General features: G+C 36.8%; 14 protein-coding genes. 8 read left to right on the top strand and 6 right to left on the bottom strand.

Going from position 1 to position 16,532, the window contains the following annotated elements; all coding sequences use genetic code 11:
* Window positions 1-22 precede the first annotated feature (22 nt).
* On the top strand, window positions 23-1,753 hold the full coding sequence (locus tag AAY42_RS02715) for a tetratricopeptide repeat protein (protein WP_055392466.1): 1,731 nt from the start codon (window positions 23-25) through the stop codon (window positions 1,751-1,753).
* A gap of 3 nt (window positions 1,754-1,756) precedes the next feature.
* Complete coding sequence (locus AAY42_RS02710; RefSeq protein ID WP_055392465.1) at window positions 1,757-2,416, top strand: SCO family protein; 660 nt, start codon at window positions 1,757-1,759, stop codon at window positions 2,414-2,416.
* Window positions 2,417-2,568: 152 nt separating this feature from the next.
* On the opposite strand, the gene AAY42_RS02705 is transcribed toward AAY42_RS02710, so the two are convergent.
* Together AAY42_RS02705 and AAY42_RS02700 are read right to left on the bottom strand one after the other, a co-directional pair.
* Entirely contained in the window at window positions 2,569-3,438 is an 870-nt protein-coding gene (locus tag AAY42_RS02705; RefSeq protein WP_055392464.1) for a hypothetical protein, read from the bottom strand.
* A gap of 89 nt (window positions 3,439-3,527) precedes the next feature.
* The gene (locus AAY42_RS02700; RefSeq protein WP_055392463.1) at window positions 3,528-4,001 is read right to left on the bottom strand and encodes a nuclear transport factor 2 family protein; all 474 of its coding nucleotides are present in this window, start codon (window positions 3,999-4,001) and stop codon (window positions 3,528-3,530) included.
* A 70-nt stretch (window positions 4,002-4,071) separates the two neighbouring features.
* Between AAY42_RS02700 and panB the strand changes: the two genes are divergently transcribed.
* Both panB and AAY42_RS02690 read left to right on the top strand, forming a co-directional pair.
* Window positions 4,072-4,890 carry a 3-methyl-2-oxobutanoate hydroxymethyltransferase gene (gene panB / locus AAY42_RS02695; protein WP_055392462.1) on the top strand — a complete coding sequence of 273 codons (819 nt, stop codon included), beginning with the start codon at window positions 4,072-4,074 and terminating at the stop codon, window positions 4,888-4,890.
* Window positions 4,891-4,895: 5 nt separating this feature from the next.
* Entirely contained in the window at window positions 4,896-5,597 is a 702-nt protein-coding gene (locus tag AAY42_RS02690; RefSeq protein ID WP_055397696.1) for an RluA family pseudouridine synthase, read from the top strand.
* On the opposite strand, the gene AAY42_RS02685 is transcribed toward AAY42_RS02690, so the two are convergent.
* A complete protein-coding gene (locus AAY42_RS02685; RefSeq protein ID WP_055392461.1) occupies window positions 5,594-7,138 on the bottom strand; it encodes a hypothetical protein in 1,545 nt (514 codons plus the stop codon). The genes AAY42_RS02690 and AAY42_RS02685 overlap by 4 nt on opposite strands.
* Window positions 7,139-7,284: 146 nt before the next feature.
* Here AAY42_RS02685 and AAY42_RS02680 point away from each other — a divergent pair, with 146 nt between their 5' ends.
* Both AAY42_RS02680 and leuB read left to right on the top strand, forming a co-directional pair.
* Complete coding sequence (locus AAY42_RS02680) at window positions 7,285-8,457, top strand: 2-isopropylmalate synthase (protein WP_082433302.1); 1,173 nt, start codon at window positions 7,285-7,287, stop codon at window positions 8,455-8,457.
* Window positions 8,458-8,490: 33 nt separating this feature from the next.
* Window positions 8,491-9,609: a 3-isopropylmalate dehydrogenase gene (gene leuB, locus AAY42_RS02675; RefSeq protein WP_055392460.1), complete on the top strand. Its 1,119-nt coding sequence runs from the start codon at window positions 8,491-8,493 to the stop codon at window positions 9,607-9,609.
* A gap of 8 nt (window positions 9,610-9,617) precedes the next feature.
* Here leuB and AAY42_RS02670 read toward each other — a convergent pair whose 3' ends face one another.
* Window positions 9,618-10,844, bottom strand: coding sequence for a peroxiredoxin family protein (locus tag AAY42_RS02670; protein ID WP_055392459.1), 1,227 nt, complete (start codon window positions 10,842-10,844; stop codon window positions 9,618-9,620).
* A gap of 130 nt (window positions 10,845-10,974) precedes the next feature.
* Here AAY42_RS02670 and pheT point away from each other — a divergent pair, with 130 nt between their 5' ends.
* Window positions 10,975-13,395 carry a phenylalanine--tRNA ligase subunit beta gene (gene pheT / locus AAY42_RS02665; protein WP_055392458.1) on the top strand — a complete coding sequence of 807 codons (2,421 nt, stop codon included), beginning with the start codon at window positions 10,975-10,977 and terminating at the stop codon, window positions 13,393-13,395.
* Here the strand turns inward: pheT and AAY42_RS02660 are convergent, their stop codons facing one another.
* On the bottom strand, window positions 13,396-13,935 hold the full coding sequence (locus AAY42_RS02660; RefSeq protein WP_055392457.1) for a fasciclin domain-containing protein: 540 nt from the start codon (window positions 13,933-13,935) through the stop codon (window positions 13,396-13,398). It abuts the gene before it with no gap.
* Between the two features lie 222 nt (window positions 13,936-14,157).
* On the opposite strand from AAY42_RS02660, the gene AAY42_RS02655 reads away from it, so the two are divergent.
* Window positions 14,158-14,877, top strand: coding sequence for a hypothetical protein (locus AAY42_RS02655; RefSeq protein ID WP_055392456.1), 720 nt, complete (start codon window positions 14,158-14,160; stop codon window positions 14,875-14,877).
* A gap of 1 nt (window position 14,878) precedes the next feature.
* On the opposite strand, the gene AAY42_RS02650 is transcribed toward AAY42_RS02655, so the two are convergent.
* Window positions 14,879-16,510 (bottom strand): ABC-F family ATP-binding cassette domain-containing protein, encoded by a 1,632-nt coding sequence (locus AAY42_RS02650; protein WP_055392455.1) that lies wholly within the window; start codon window positions 16,508-16,510, stop codon window positions 14,879-14,881.
* Window positions 16,511-16,532: the final 22 nt, after the last annotated feature.

Here is a 16,532-nt window from a genome sequence, read left to right as displayed (position 1 = left end):
AACACATTATAATAAGAACATTATGAAAACAAAATTAGGACTGGCCATATCAGTGTTAGGAGTATTAGTATCGATTCATTTTTTAACCAAGAACAATTCTACAGGAACACCTAAAAACTATCAGAAAGCATCTTTTAGTTTTATCAAATGTACGCCCACCAACTATTTACTGGAAGTGGTGGACTCTACGCAACAAATTTCACCTCTTTTTGAAAATTTGGGAGATTTAAGTTTTACAATCACTACTAAAAATGAGCGTGCGCAAACATTCTTTAACCAAGGATTAAAGCTTACTTACGCATTTAATCATGCTGAGGCGCATAGATCTTTTATGGAAGCTTCTCGCTTAGATCCAACCTCACCCATGACTTATTGGGGTCAAGCTTATGCATTGGGCCCTAATATTAATGATCCACTGCCTCCGGATGATCGCAAAATAAAAACCAATGAGGCTATGGCCAAAGCCAGAAATTTAAGTGCGAATGCCACTCCTAAAGAGCAAGCATTAATAAATGCCTTAACTTCAAGATATAGCGAAGATTTGACCAAAGATATAGAGGAGCTAAATATAGCATATATGAATGCTATGGTCGAAGTGCTAAAAGAATTTCCAGAAGATGCCGAAGTCCAAATTCTTTATGCAGCATCAGTCATGAATACAGTTCCTTGGAATTACTGGGATGAAGAAGGAAACCCTTCCCCTAATATTGCTGAGGCCAAGGCGGCCCTGGAAAAGGCCATGGAAATAAACCCAAACAACCCAGGAGCACACCATTATTATATACATATGGTAGAGTTACCTAAACCAGATCTAGCCGTTGCAAGTGCGGATAAATTAGGAGGGCTAATGCCCGCTGCTGGACATATTGTTCATATGCCTTCACACATATATATCCGAGTTGGACGTTATCTAGATGCGGTAAAGGCAAATCAAAAAGCAATTTTGGCAGATGAAGACTACATCTCTCAATGTTATTCGCAAGGGTTATATCCTTTAGGATATTATCCCCATAACATTCATTTTCTGTGGTCAGCAGCTAGCTTACTGGGTGATAGTGATATTGCCATTGATGCCGCTAAAAAAACTGCCGAAAAAGTACCTGTTGGAGAGTTTATCAACATGCCTTTTTTACAAGACTTTGCAGCCACCCCAATGTTGGCCTACACTCGGTTTGGTAAATGGAATGAAATCCTTACAATTCCTGCTCCAAAAAAAGATATTAAACATTTGAATTTGATACGGCATTATGCTAGAGGTATAGCCTTTATCCGTAAAGGAAACAGCAAAGAAGCTCAAGAAGAATTGGATGCAATTGAAGCGTTGAAAAATGATCCAGAATTAGCAGATTTAGTAGCTACTGCCAACAATGCCTCTGTTTATTCGGCGAACATAGCATACGAAGTTGTTGCCGGGGAGTTGGCTGCATTGAACGGTGACACTTCCAAAGCCATAAAGCATCTTGAAAATGCAGTGGAATTTGAGGATGGTCTTACCTATACGGAGCCAGCAGCATGGCACATTCCAACACGACAAAACTTAGGAGCCATATTAATGAATGCCAAAAAATATGAGGAGGCTGAAAAAATCTATAAAGAGGATTTAGATGTTCTTAGACAAAACGGATGGTCATTAATGGGTTTGCACAACAGTTTAAAAGCTCAGGGGAAGCTTGAAGAAGCTCAGGCAATAAAGCAAGAATTTGAAAAGGCTTGGGAGCATTCAGATATTGAAATTGAAACGTCAATCCTATAATAAATGACCTCCTTTAAAAAGTTGAAATCATCCAAAATACCAATAGCGCTTGCTGTAATTGGTATTTTGGCTGTTGTTTTCTTCCTTTCAAGAAGAAGTTCGGAATTACCCGTTTATAGTCCTCAAGATTTTAATCCGGAATTAGTGGATGTAAGCCTACAAAATGTGGGAAACCATCATACAGTAGCTGATTTTAAATTGACAAATCAGAATGGAGAAATCATTACACAGTCAGATTATGACAATAAAATTTATGTAACTGACTTCTTTTTTACCCGCTGCCCAAGTATCTGTCCTATCATGTCAAACAACATGGAAAAATTGCAGCAGATTTTCTTGAACAATGATGATGTCATGTTTTTATCCATGTCCGTAACACCAGAAATGGATAGTGTTCCAGTTTTAAGAAAATATGCAACTGACAAAGGCGTCATCGATTCTAAATGGAATATAACTACTGGCAACAAAAAGCACATATACAATTTGGCCCGTAAAAGCTATTTTGCCGTTGTGGACCAAGGTGATGGTGGGTTGCAAGATTTTATCCATACTCCCAATTTTATACTTGTGGACAAGGCCAAACAAATACGGGGAGTTTATGATGGAACCAACAATGATGAAATCCTTCGATTAATTGATGATATTAAAATTTTATCGAATTAATCATTTAACCTGTTTAAATCGCTATTTAAAAGGTAATAGAAAAGATGTTTTGAAAACGTCCTTGATTTTTATTTTTAGGATTAAGCCGGTAGCGAATCTTAAAGCATTGCTTAAACGGTTAATAGATAGGGATAGAGGTGTTTTACTGATTACTATTCTGCATTGGCATAAAACGTAAAATCATAGTCTTCAGAAATTGGAATTTCATAAAGCGTCTTTGTCTTTCCATGCTCTTTTTCAAAAACAACCAATTTTCCTTTTTCTTGTACCACTTTCCAACTTACATTTTCTTCTTTAGCATCAATGTAAACAATATCTCCAATACCAAACCTTTTACTAGATTTCCCTATCGATGTTTCCACATTCCCTTTAATTTCATTTCGCAAGGAGCAACTAACACCAAGTCTAGAGGTTTGATTTTGGAAGGTCATTTGATAATCACGGGTGGAGGATAGTATATTAAAATCAAAAATTATATTGATTCGTTGTTGTTTTTGCGGGCCGTATATTGGAAAACTTGGAAAAGTAACTTCATCTATGATTACATCTTCAAAAGGAGGTAAACAGTCCACATTTTCAACAACCCATTTTTCATACCTTTTGTTAAGGTTTAGAAATTTAAGCCTCACCTTGCCCCCGTCGACAGTTTCCAAATCGAGGTCAACTCTTTTTTTATCACCCCAAAGACTACGTTGCTTTAACTCAAAAGTTGAAAAATAATCTTCACCTAAATCGCCAACCGTCTCTATTTCTAAAATACCTTCTGTTTCATAGGTAGTACCAAAAATAAAACTGACACTGTTACTACCCGTTTGACATCCATTACCATGGTTGGCTAATACCCAATTTTGGGGCCAATTATTTAAGTAAAGGCCGAAATCAGGTAAATAGAGTGTTCTTGGCTTTTCTTGAATCTTTTCTTTTTGGGTTTCAGCTACCAAAACCAGCTGTTTTTCATCATTTTTCTTACAACTAAGGTTAAGTATAAAAAGATAAACCAAAAAGAGCAGTCTATAATTCATAATCGTCACTTGATCAGTATCTTTTTCAAACTTAAATTAGGGACTAATATTGCGTTTGAACCGAAAAGAGACAATTTTATTTTTTTGAGCTATTCTTCAAGACAACCTGCCTTTCCCCTTGTATCTATTAAATAAATAATTTTCCACTCCCCATCAAAATTAATGAGTTGAAAAGAATTTATTCCACAATGGCTGAATTTCTCATTAATCCAAAATTCATAGCCTACCCATGCATTGGCCATTGTGCGGTCTACTTGAATAGACCATGAAGTCAATTTTTCTTCAAAGGCAATACTGTCCGGGATACTGGTAATGGAGGTTATAAGTTTTTCAAATTTCTCTGTTTTAAACAAGGTTTCTCCCTTCTTGTTTCTTGCTGTTGTCTGCAAAACAACATTATCTGTAACAAGACTGCTCATGGCAATTGAATCCTGTTTGTGAAATCCATCGAAGAAATCCACAATAACTTGTTTAACGGCCAGCTTATCCTCTTCTGGAGGGTTAGGGCCCTGTGCATTGACATTGAAAACGAGTAGTAATAAAAAAAGTGTTACGTATTTCATTTTGATGTTTTTTGATTTGAATCTAATTTAAACAAATCTGCTTACATTTAGCCATCAAAAGCAAACCATAATGTCAGTTGCAAAAAAAGAGTACAAAAGGGTAACCGTTAAGTCCTTAATAGAGATGAAGCAAAATGGGGAGAAAATTTCCATGCTTACCTCATACGATTACTCCATGGCCAAAATTGTTGATGCTGCAAATGTAGATGTGATTTTAGTTGGAGATTCTGCCAGTAATGTCATTGCAGGGCATGAAACCACTTTACCCATTACCTTAGACCAAATGATTTATCATGCAAGTTCCGTGGTAAGAGCCGCAAAACGAGCTTTGGTCGTTGTTGATATTCCTTTTGGTAGTTATCAAAGTGATTCCAAGGAAGCTTTGCGTTCAGCCATCCGAATTATGAAAGAAAGTGGAGGACATGCCGTAAAAGTTGAGGGTGGGGAAGAAATTCAAGAATCTGTTAAACGTATTCTGCAGGCAGGCATTCCTGTAATGGGGCATTTGGGACTCACTCCCCAATCTATTTATAAATTCGGAACATATACTGTTAGGGCCAAAGAGGAGGCGGAAGCAAAAAAACTTAAAGAGGATGCCAAAATGTTGGAAGAATTGGGATGTTTTGGAATTGTATTGGAAAAAATACCTGCAAAACTGGCTAAAGAAGTAGCTGAAAGTGTATCGATTCCCATTATTGGAATTGGCGCTGGAAATGGAGTTGATGGGCAAGTATTGGTAGTACATGACCTGCTAGGGATGACACATGAGTTTAATCCCAGGTTTCTCCGCAGGTATATGAACTTATATGAGGAAATGAGTAGCGCTATCTCCCAATATGTTGACGACGTTAAGAGCAAGGATTTCCCTAATGAAGATGAGCAATATTGATTCCATTGGCTGATAAAACCCTACATTCAAATCCTTCCAACATTGAAGTGCTATACGAAGACAACCACCTTATTGTAATCAATAAAAGATCTGGGGATATTGTTCAAGGGGATAAAACCGGGGATAAACCACTGAGTGAAGTAGTAAAACAGGCCCTCAAAGAAAAATATAACAAACCAGGTAATGTTTATTTAGGTGTTGTGCATAGATTGGATAGGCCCACTTCCGGAATTGTGCTGTTTGCCAAAACTTCTAAAGCACTGCCGCGCCTAAACAAGATGTTTTCAGAAGGAAAACCTAAAAAGACCTATTGGGCAGTTGTAAAAAAAGCTCCAGAAAACGAACATGGAGTTTTAACGCATTGGCTGGTTCGGAATCCAAAGCAAAACAAATCTTACGCCTATAAAAAAGAGATTCAAAATAGTAAAAAGGCTGTTCTGGAATATAGAATTCTAAAAAAAATGGACAATTATTTCCTCTTGGAAATTGATTTACAAACAGGAAGACACCACCAAATTAGAGCTCAGTTGGCCACTATGGGTTGCTTTATAAAAGGGGATTTAAAATATGGCGCGGATAGAAGCAACAAAAATGGGGGGATACATTTACATGCGAGAAGTCTTGAACTTGAACACCCCGTAAAAAAAGAATTGTTGACTTTAGTTGCCAACCCACCAAATGATGCTATTTGGAATGCATGTCGCTAACGGGTAATCGCCAACGCCTTTTCTCGTATAATCTGTCCAACAGGTTTATTTTCTAAATGGCTTTCCAACCAGGAAAGAATATCCAAATACAAAAAAGCTCTTTTTTCGTATGGATGGTTCTCATATTTCTTGAGCTCGTTATAGAGCTTTTGAAATTCATTTCTAAGTTCATTCGGGTATATGTCACCAAGACTACGTAAAAACTTTATCATCTCTTTTTGAACTGCATGCAAGTCGTTCATTTTCAATAAGAACTTGTAGGTGCTTTTAAGCTGTACTTCCAGGTGATAGTCCATTCCTGCCTCATAATGTGCAACGAGGCTCAATACACGGGCAAAACACATCAGATCCTCGCGCATTTTTAAGTTTTTATTCGAAATGATTTTCTTTAGATAGACAATGCAATTTTTATTATCCCCATTTCCAAAATAAAGACATGCAATCTTATAATATAGAAGCATGATATGGTGCTCATCAATCCTATCCTTGTGTTTTTTGATTCCGTACTCAATAATATTAACTAAATACAGTCCTTTATTGAAGGTGCCCTCTAAAAAATGAAGGTTTAATTTGTTTGAATTGATGTATAAAAACGCAAGCGAAGCTATATTATCATTCTGAGGAAACTTAGGGCTACCAACTTGCGCTTCCATTCGCTCTAAGGTCTCCTTGAACTGAGATCTATATTTTACAAAAAACTGAGATTCCAATAAATAATGATTCCCCTTTAAAAAGAAAACAGGGTTCAAAGCAATCATTTCTTCATTGTCATAGAAAAGATCTACCCATTTACTTGCATATTTATAAGAGGATAAAAAATCTTGGGTTAGAAAACTATACCATAAATGAGCTTTATAGAGCCATAATTTTTCGCGAAAGCCCAAATCATCCAGATTGTAGGCGGGCATGTGCTTCTCAAAATAATCTTTTACGCTTCTTAAATCTTCATCATTCCGTACATAACCTACTTTCAGCATCATTCCATACAACTGCAAAGACAAATTGGAAAGCTTGCTTGTCATTACATTATGTGCCGAAAGTTCTTTTGCTTGCACCGAAAGCTCATCCGCCCGATCAGGAATACTTCTGGTAATATATTGTGTCTCAATTATTTTTTCGAGTTCCACAATTTCATAAGCCACATTCTTTTCCTCATTCTCAATCGCAAAATTTTTGGCCTTGTCCAAAATTTTCAAACTTTGCTTATACAGCCCCTTTTGATAAAGGATTGTGGCAAAATCCAATTGTTCCCGTATTTGAACCCGAATATTTTGATTTACAGGGTTCAATCGCAAGCTTACAAGTATTTGTTTGTAGAGATGTGCCTTTAAGTTGGATAGTTGCGCTTTTTTTACAATTCCGCTATCCAAAATTTGTCGTTCGTCATACATCCGCATCTTATCCATAAGGTTAAAAAGTGCCAGGAATTTAGCATCTGTATTTACCCCAAGACGACCAACATAGAGTTTAAACTGACGTTTCTCTGATTTGGAAAGCGACTTAATCAGTACAAATAAGGTGTCCTTATGGGCATTTGTCATCGTAAAATATATAATTTAAATAATTGTAATTCAGACATTTAAATACTATGAAATACAATTTAACGTTGTAATGATTTTTATCATTTTTTAGTTCTTGAAAACTCCTACCATATCTTCGTATAGCTTAGAATAAATTGACTAAAATAATGAGTAAAGATAAGGTACAAATTTTTGATACTACACTTAGGGATGGTGAACAGGTCCCTGGTTGTAAGTTGGATACGACTCAAAAATTGGTCATAGCTGAGCGTTTAGATCAACTTGGAGTCGATGTTATTGAAGCAGGCTTTCCTATTTCAAGTCCTGGAGACTTTAAATCTGTTCATGAAATCGCAAAATTGGTCAAAAATGCAACGGTCTGTGGTTTGACCAGGGCCGTTAAGAAAGATATAGAAGTTGCCGCTGAAGCTATTAAGATTGCCAAAAGACCAAGAATACATACTGGCATTGGCACTTCAGATTCCCACATAAAATATAAGTTTAACACCACCCGAGATAAAATCATTGAGCGCGCAGTTGAGGCCGTTACTTATGCAAAGTCTTTTGTGGAAGATGTGGAGTTTTATGCGGAAGACGCAGGACGTACGGATAATGAGTTCTTGGCGCAAGTCTGCGAAGCTGTAGTAAAAGCTGGTGCCACTGTTCTTAATATTCCGGACACTACTGGATATTGCTTACCAGAAGAATATGGAGCAAAAATGAAGTATTTAAAAGAAAATGTCAAGGGAATAGAAAAGGCCATACTTTCGTGTCACTGTCATAATGATTTAGGTTTGGCAACTGCTAATTCCATTGCAGGAGTAGTAAATGGTGCCAGACAAATTGAATGTACCATAAACGGTATTGGAGAACGTGCTGGAAACACTTCTTTAGAAGAGGTAGTCATGATCTTAAGACAACACCCTTATTTAAATTTAGATACAAACGTAAACAGCACACTTCTTTTGGATACCAGTCAGATGGTATCACAAAAAATGGGAATGCCGGTACAGCCAAATAAAGCTATAGTTGGTTCCAATGCCTTTGCCCATAGCTCAGGAATACATCAAGATGGGGTTATCAAACAGCGTGAAACCTATGAAATTATGGATCCAAAGGATGTTGGTGTAAGCGAATCTTCCATTGTACTTACAGCCAGAAGTGGCCGTGCAGCTTTGGCATATAGAGCAAAAAATGTAGGATACGAACTAACCAAGTTACAATTGGATGTGGTTTATGAAAACTTCCTAAAATTTGCTGATCAGAAAAAGGAAATTTTGGATGAGGATATTCATCAAATTATTGATACCTGTGATATCACCATCGAAAGTTTGGCATAGTTATTCTGTTCTTAAACTTCAAATGAGACTTTAATGAATCTCAATATAGCTTTACTCCCTGGGGATGGTGTTGGACCAGAAGTATTGAAACAGGCGGTAAAATGTCTTCAGGCCGTTGAAGAAACCTTTAACCATAATTTCACCTATAAAGAAGCATTGGTTGGGGCGATTGCAATCCATAAAAAAGGAAATCCACTTCCAGATGCCACACTGAAACTATGCAAGGAAGCAGATGCTGTATTGTTTGGAGCAATTGGAGACCCAAAATATGATAATGATCCAAATTCCAAAATAAGACCAGAACAAGGCTTATTGGCATTGCGCAAAGAACTTGGACTTTTCGCAAATATTAGACCCGTTCAAATTTTTCCTACTTTAATTGACAATTCTCCATTAAAAAAAGATATTATCGCTGGTACCGATTTCACTATTTATAGGGAATTGACAGGAGGAATCTATTTTGGTGAAAAAAAATTGAACGATGAAGGTACAGTAGCCTCCGACCTTTGCGAGTATTCAGAAAAAGAAATAAGTCGTATAGCCCATTTAGCTTTTAAGGCAGCAAAAAATAGAAAAAACAAACTTACTTTGATTGATAAGGCCAATGTTTTGGAATCTTCCAGATTATGGCGAAAGGTTGTGGCTAAAATTGGTGAAAGTTATCCTGATGTCGCCTTGGATTTTCTTTTTGTTGACAATGCGGCCATGCAGATTATTTTAAACCCCAGTCAGTTTGATGTCATCCTTACAGAAAATATGTTTGGTGATATTATTTCTGATGAAGGAAGTGTAATTGGTGGCTCTATTGGTTTATTGGCCTCTGCATCCGTTGGAAGCGAAAGTGCCATGTTTGAACCTATTCATGGCTCATACCCGCAAGCTAAGGGAAAAGATATTGCCAATCCGATTGCATCTATACTTTCAGCAGCCATGTTTTTGGAACATTTCAAGCTTTTTGAAGAGGCAATGGCAGTACGAGAAGCGGTTGGCAAATCCTTAAAAAAAGGCATTGTAACCCCAGATTTGGATGCTTCCAGTAAGTACGGCACCAATCAGGTGGGAGATTTTATTGCTGATAATATTGTGGATAGCGAGGACGACATTAATATTAACGACGAAAATATCGATTTAGGCAAGTCAACAATTATTTGATTACCTCCTTATTTCTTGCTTCGTAAGAGTTTCATTGTCTCATCAAACTCTTTTTTGAATTCTTCATGTTTGTCACCAGTCGCCGGACCGTTGAAACCCGTATGGATTTTTTGTACGTCACCTTTTTTATCTATATAAATTGTAGTTGGATACGAGATAACATGGTTTAACATGGGTAGTTTTTCATTGGCAATTTTCTTATCGGAAGTTCCATATTGAGCCAATACTATTGGATACTCGACCCCTACTCTATTTTTAAGTCTTTTTATTCCCTCGAATGCTTTTTCCTTTGTTTTTGCATATTCAAATGCCAATGCAACAAACTCTACATCTTCCATGGAATGATCTTTCATATAGTTCACATAAAACTTTGTTTCATCCAGACAATTGGGGCACCATGTACCCATAATTTGTGCCAATACCACTTTATCCTTAAATCTAGCATCTGACAAACTAATCATAGTACCATTCTCATCAGGAAATGAAAAATCTATTTTATGGTAGCCTTCTTTTAAAAAAGTTAATGTACTTGCGTCCGATAATTCAAAAGCTTCGTTCCGTTTTGCAACAAATTTTTCTGCATAATGATTTCCTGAATAGAAATAGCCATTCAAAGTACTATCCGTGACCTTGGCAGTAAACAGAAAAACATGAGCTCCATCAAAAGTTGAAAGGTTTAATGAATCTCCATCTACAACACCTTCCAAATATCGGTAATCCCCTGTCTCGGTTCGGAACGTACCTGTAACCCTATTGTTTTGCTGTATAAAAATACCTTTTGCAGGATATTCTCCATTATCCCCATCATCAAAATGGGCCTCCCAAACTCCAGAAACATTGGTCTTTGCATCTGATTTTACCTCAAATCGGTCTCGTTTTCCATAACTCGCATAAAAAGGCACCACACGATTTAAACTTTCCTTTATAAAATTCCCTTCTATCGTGCGCTCCGAAAAAGTGCCCAATACATATCCTTCAAAAATTGGCATTTTAATACGTATGGAATCATTGTAGATTTCAATTTCATCAACAATGACCACTTCATTGGAATTGTAGATTTCAATAGTTAACTCTCCATTATGGTTTTCCAAAACTTTGAATGTAAAGGGAAGTATTTTACTGGATGAAACATCCATCTTACCCCACCAATCCCCAATTGCAAGCTGCTTCTTTTCTTCTTTACATGAAAAAAATAGCAACGATAGAGAGCAGACCAAAACCAAAATTCTTTTCATAATCAAGAAGATTTATTGCATTTATCTAAAATACAACCAAAAACTTACACTCATTACATGAGTTTAGCATAATATTTACATTGAATCTGTAACCCTATTGTTTTATATTTGTCCACTTTAAAATTGGGGTATGAAAATTTCTTACAACTGGTTGAAGCAATTTTTGCAGATTGACTGGAATTCGCAAAAAACAGGAGAGCTGTTGACGGACTTAGGTCTTGAAGTTGAGGGAATTTCAAGCTTTGAATCGGTTAAAGGAGGATTGCAAGGTGTAGTGGTTGGACATGTACTTACATGTGACAAACACCCAAATGCAGATAGGCTTAAACTAACCACGGTTGATATTGGGGAGGAAGCTCATGTGCAAATTGTTTGCGGTGCTCCCAATGTTGCTGCAGGGCAGAAAGTTCCCGTTGCAACCATCGGCACAACATTATACTCGCCAGAAGGAGAACCTTGGCAAATAAAAAAAGGAAAAATACGAGGAGAGGAAAGCCACGGAATGATTTGCGCGGAAGATGAGCTGGGCTTGGGTATAGGGCATGATGGTATTATGGTGCTAAGTGAAATTTTGGAGCCCGGAACCCCATGTTCAGAGGTTTTTGAAATTGAAAATGATGAAGTTTTTGAAATAGGACTTACTCCCAATCGTGCAGATGCCATGAGCCACTATGGTGTTGCCCGCGATCTTAAGGCTGGATTGGAGCAACAAGAAATTCAAAAAGAATTGGTTACCCCATCAACAAGTAATTTTTTAGTTGATAATCGATCATTGAAGATTGATGTTGAGGTTGAAGATATTGCCCTGGCACCAAGGTATTGTGGTTTAACCATTAATAATATCATCGTCCAGGAATCTCCAGATTGGTTAAAAAATCGTTTGAGGGCAATAGGTCTATCTCCAATAAACAATATTGTAGATGTTACGAACTATGTATTGCATGAACTCGGTCAGCCACTGCATGCTTTCGATGCATCAAAAATTAAAGGCGCCAAAATTAAAGTAAAGACATTGGCCGCTGGCACAAAATTCACTACTCTAGATAATGTGGAGCGTGAACTTCACAAAGATGACCTTATGATTTGTGATGATGAAAAACCCATGTGTATTGCAGGGGTTTTTGGAGGAATTCACTCAGGTGTTACGGAACATACTTCATCTATATTTTTGGAAAGCGCATATTTTGATTCTGTATCAATTCGGAAAACAGCAAAAAGACATAACCTTAACACCGACGCTTCTTTTAGGTTTGAACGTGGTATTGACATTAACATAACCGAATACGCATTGAAACGCGCTGCCTTGTTGATACGAGAGATTGCAGGGGGTGATATTAGTTCCGAAGTGGTAGACCTCTACCCTAAAAGAGCGCAAGAACAACAGGTTTTTTTAACTTTTGATAAAATAAACTCTCTAATTGGCCAGGAAATCCCGAGAGATACCATAAAATCTATTTTGAGTTCTCTCGAAATAAAAGTCAACAATGTTACAGAGTCCGGTCTGGGGTTAACCATTCCCACGTACCGTGTGGATGTTGAAAGAGAAGTGGATGTAATTGAGGAAATTCTTAGGGTTTATGGGTATAACAATATAGATTTTAAAGAAAAACTAACAGCATCCATTGCCAAAACCTCCAATTTTGAAAACTATAAGGTTCAAGATGTTGTTGGTACTATGTTAGCGGCTCAAGGTTTTTATGAAATCATGACCAATAGCTTGGTAGGGGCAGAAAGTCAAAATGTGTTCAATACAGGAGCTAATCCTGTGGAAATGCTAAATCCACTAAGTTCAGATTTATCAGTGCTTAGAACATCAATGTTATTCTCTGGACTTCAAACTGTAAGCTATAATAACAATCGACAAAAAACTAACTTACGCCTTTTTGAGTTTGGCAAAACATATAATAAAGTTGGTACAGAAAATAAAGAGAAGCAGCATTTAGCCATTTTTATATCTGGAAATCGTTCAGAAGATAGTTGGGCTACAGATTCAAAAAAGACTGACTTTTTCTTCTTGAAAGGTTGTGTTGAAACCATTTTTAGTCGTCTTGGTATAAAAGGAATTCTTGTTGAACCCTATAGTGATACTATTTATGCTGAAGGTTTATCATGCAGTAAAAACGGAAAAGCAATAGGTACTTACGGATTGGTGAGCAAACAAATACTCAAAAAATCTGACGTAAAACAAGATGTTTTCTATGCTGATTTTGATTGGGATGCTATTCTTGGTCTTATTAATACCCAGAATATCACTTTCAGGGAAATTCCAAAATTTCCAGAGGTCACTAGGGATTTTGCCCTTTTATTAGATGAGGCAACATCATTCCAGCAAGTATATGATCTAGCCTGGAAAACTGAAAAAAACCTCCTGAAAAAAGTGAACCTATTTGACGTTTATACAGGAAGTAAGTTACCAGAAGGCAAAAAATCCTATGCGATAAGTTTTACACTTTCTGATGAGAAAAAGACCTTGACGGATAAGCAAATAGATAAAATTATGTCAAAATTGTTGGCAGCTTATCAAAAGGAATTGTCCGCGGAACTACGCTGATTACATTTGTGATGGAAGTATGACACTATCAATTTCATGGATAACTCCATTCTTCTGATTCACGTCTGCTGCTGTAATTCTAGCTGTGTTACCCAAATGATCCGTTAATACAATATCATAACCATCCATCTGGGCGATTAGCTTTTTACCCTGAATAGTAGTAAAGCTTGCTTTACCATTTCCCTTACACATGGCTCTCAAAATTTTTGATGCCGATAAGTTACCTGCAACTATGTGGTAGGTTAACAAAGACTTCAACTCTGTTTTATCTTTTGAGTTAATCAACTCTTCCATTTTGGTACTTGAAAACTTCTCGAAAGCCTTGTCAGAGGGTGCAAAAACTGTAAAGGGTCCAGACTTATCCAAAATATCATCCATTTTGGTAGCCTTAACTGCAGCCATCAAAATTTTGTGTGTGTTGGATTCAATTGTATTTTGAGTTATTGATTTTGTTTCGGAAGAATTAGTCTCTTGTGCTAATGCCGAAAATGTGAAGGCAAAACATAGACCAAGTAGGGCTTTCTTGAATGGGGCTTTCATAGATGTTCTAATCTTTGGGACTACCTTAATTAATAAGCTTTAAAAGTATGTTTAGACGATTAAATGCTAAAATCTTCGATAAGTTACACATTTTTATGAAAACGCTCTCTGTATTTAAAGAATGAAATGTTATTTAACATAATATTAACATTTCATTCTTTAGCAGGATCAACACTGAAAAACACAATTCGTTAAATTTGAATGAATTGCTAAGAAAAAGACATGTTATTTAAAAACACCAACATTGAGCGGGAACTTTCCATACTACGGAATAAATCATTAAATGAAAATCGTATTCTTCGGGATGTGCATCATATTTTGGAAGAGGACAACGCAAAGGAAATCAAAATAAACAAACAGCTTGGTTCCAAGAATAGTCCACATAACAATAATTTTGATTTTGAACTTCTCGAAACTGAAAGGATTTATCATTTGGACCATATCAAAGAGATTTGTATAAATTATAGACTTCGTTTTTTAGATAGTAGGTATTTCAAAGGCAAAATTCCGCAAAGCGCCATTTCTAAAATTAAAAAATTGGAAGCTTCCCATAATATTGAAATTCAAGGATTCAAAATTATGGCACCTTCTAAACTCTTTAAGTTGGAGGACAAGGATGACCCGTTGCTTTTTGCGCCAATTGGGAATAATTATTTCTATTTGATCCATAAATGGGGAAACGACCTTCACCCTTTTCGTAGGGTATTGGTCTGGCCATTTAAAAACATGGTCAATCTACTGTTTCTGTTATTATTTATGAGTTATTTGACAACCCTTTTGGTTCCAGAAGGACTATTTTCGAAAAAAAGCACAAACGCCGAGTTCTGGATCATTTACTTTTTTATGTTTAAGTGTATTGCTTCGGTGGCGTTATTTTATGGTTTTGCCCTGGGTAAAAACTTTAATCCAGCAATTTGGAACAGTAAATACTTTAACGCTTAGACTATACAGTTGCCATAGCGTACATTTTCTCCCGTTGTTCTTTTATGGATTTATCAGACATATAATCATCAAAAGTTGAGTAGCGATCAATTGTGCCTTTTGGTGTAAGCTCTATAATCCTGGTTGCCACAGTGTGGACAAACTCATGGTCATGGGTCGTTAGCAAAACAGTTCCTTTAAAATTCTTTAGAGAATTGTTGAACGCCGTAATACTCTCAAGATCCAAATGGTTGGTAGGTTCATCCAGCAACAATACATTAGCGCGCAACAGCATCATCCTACTTAACATGCAGCGTACTTTTTCACCACCTGAAAGCACCGTACATTTTTTCAGGGCCTCTTCACCGCTGAACAGCATTTTTCCTAAAAAACCCCTTACATAAACTTCTTCTCTTTCTTCTTCAGTTTTTGTCCATTGACGAAGCCAATCCACTAAATTGATGTTGTCTTCAAAATACGATGCATTATCAGCAGGCAAATAAGAATGTGTTGTTGTTATTCCCCATTGATATGTACCACTGTCAGCTTTGATCTTTCCATTGATAATATCATAAAACGCCGTAGTTGCCCTTGAATCTTTTGAGATAATAGCAACTTTATCGCCCTTGGCAAGGTTAATATTAACGTCTTGAAACAGTAAATCTCCATCTTCAGAAGTGACAGAGAGTTTTTCTATATTCAAAATTTGATCTCCAGCTTCGCGTTCTCGTTCAAAAATAATGGCAGGATACCTTCTGCTTGAAGGCTTTATATCTTCAATTTTAAGTTTACTCAACATTTTTTTACGCGATGTTGCTTGTTTGCTCTTGGCAACGTTGGCACTAAATCGCATGATAAACTCTTGGAGTTCCTTTGCTTTGTCCTCAGCTTTTTTATTCTGTTGCGCACGTTGACGAGCTGCCAACTGACTACTTTCATACCAGAATGTATAGTTTCCGGAAAAAAGATTGATCTTACCAAAATCTATATCGGCAATACTGGTACAAACAGCATCTAAAAAGTGTCTATCGTGAGATACTACGATTACCGTATTTTCATAATTGGCCAAGAAGTTCTCCAACCAACCTATCGTCTCATAATCCAAATCGTTTGTAGGCTCATCCATAATTAATAGATCCGGATTTCCAAACAGGGCCTGAGCCAAAAGCACACGAACCTTTAACTTGGAATCCATATCAGCCATATTGGTGTAATGTAAGTCCTCTGCTATCCCTAAGTTAGATAAGAGTGCTGCAGCATTGCTATCGGCGTTCCAACCGTCCATTTCTTCAAACTGCACTTGAAGCTCCCCTATTTTTTCCGCATTCTCATCTGTGTAATCTGCATAAAGTGCATCTATCTCCTTTTTTATGGTGAAAAGAGGCTTATTACCCATAACAACTGTCTCCAGTACCGGAACATCATCATACGCATTATGATTCTGTTCCAATATGGACATCCGCTTTCCTGGCTCCAAGTGTACGCTTCCAGAAGTTGCATCTATTTGCCCAGCTATGATTTTTAAAAAGGTAGATTTCCCGGCACCGTTGGCGCCAATTATGCCATAACAATTTCCTTGGGTGAAGGTAACATTCACCTCATCAAACAAAACTCTCTTTCCAAATTGAACGGATAAATTAGATACTGATAGCATGCAATAATAAATTTTTTGCAAA

Origin of the sequence: Flagellimonas eckloniae (genome assembly GCF_001413955.1) — a bacterium.
GTDB classification, from domain to species: domain Bacteria; phylum Bacteroidota; class Bacteroidia; order Flavobacteriales; family Flavobacteriaceae; genus Flagellimonas; species Flagellimonas eckloniae.
The sequence above is the reverse complement of the archived record's forward strand: the minus strand, read 5'-3'. Positions and strand labels throughout refer to the sequence as shown.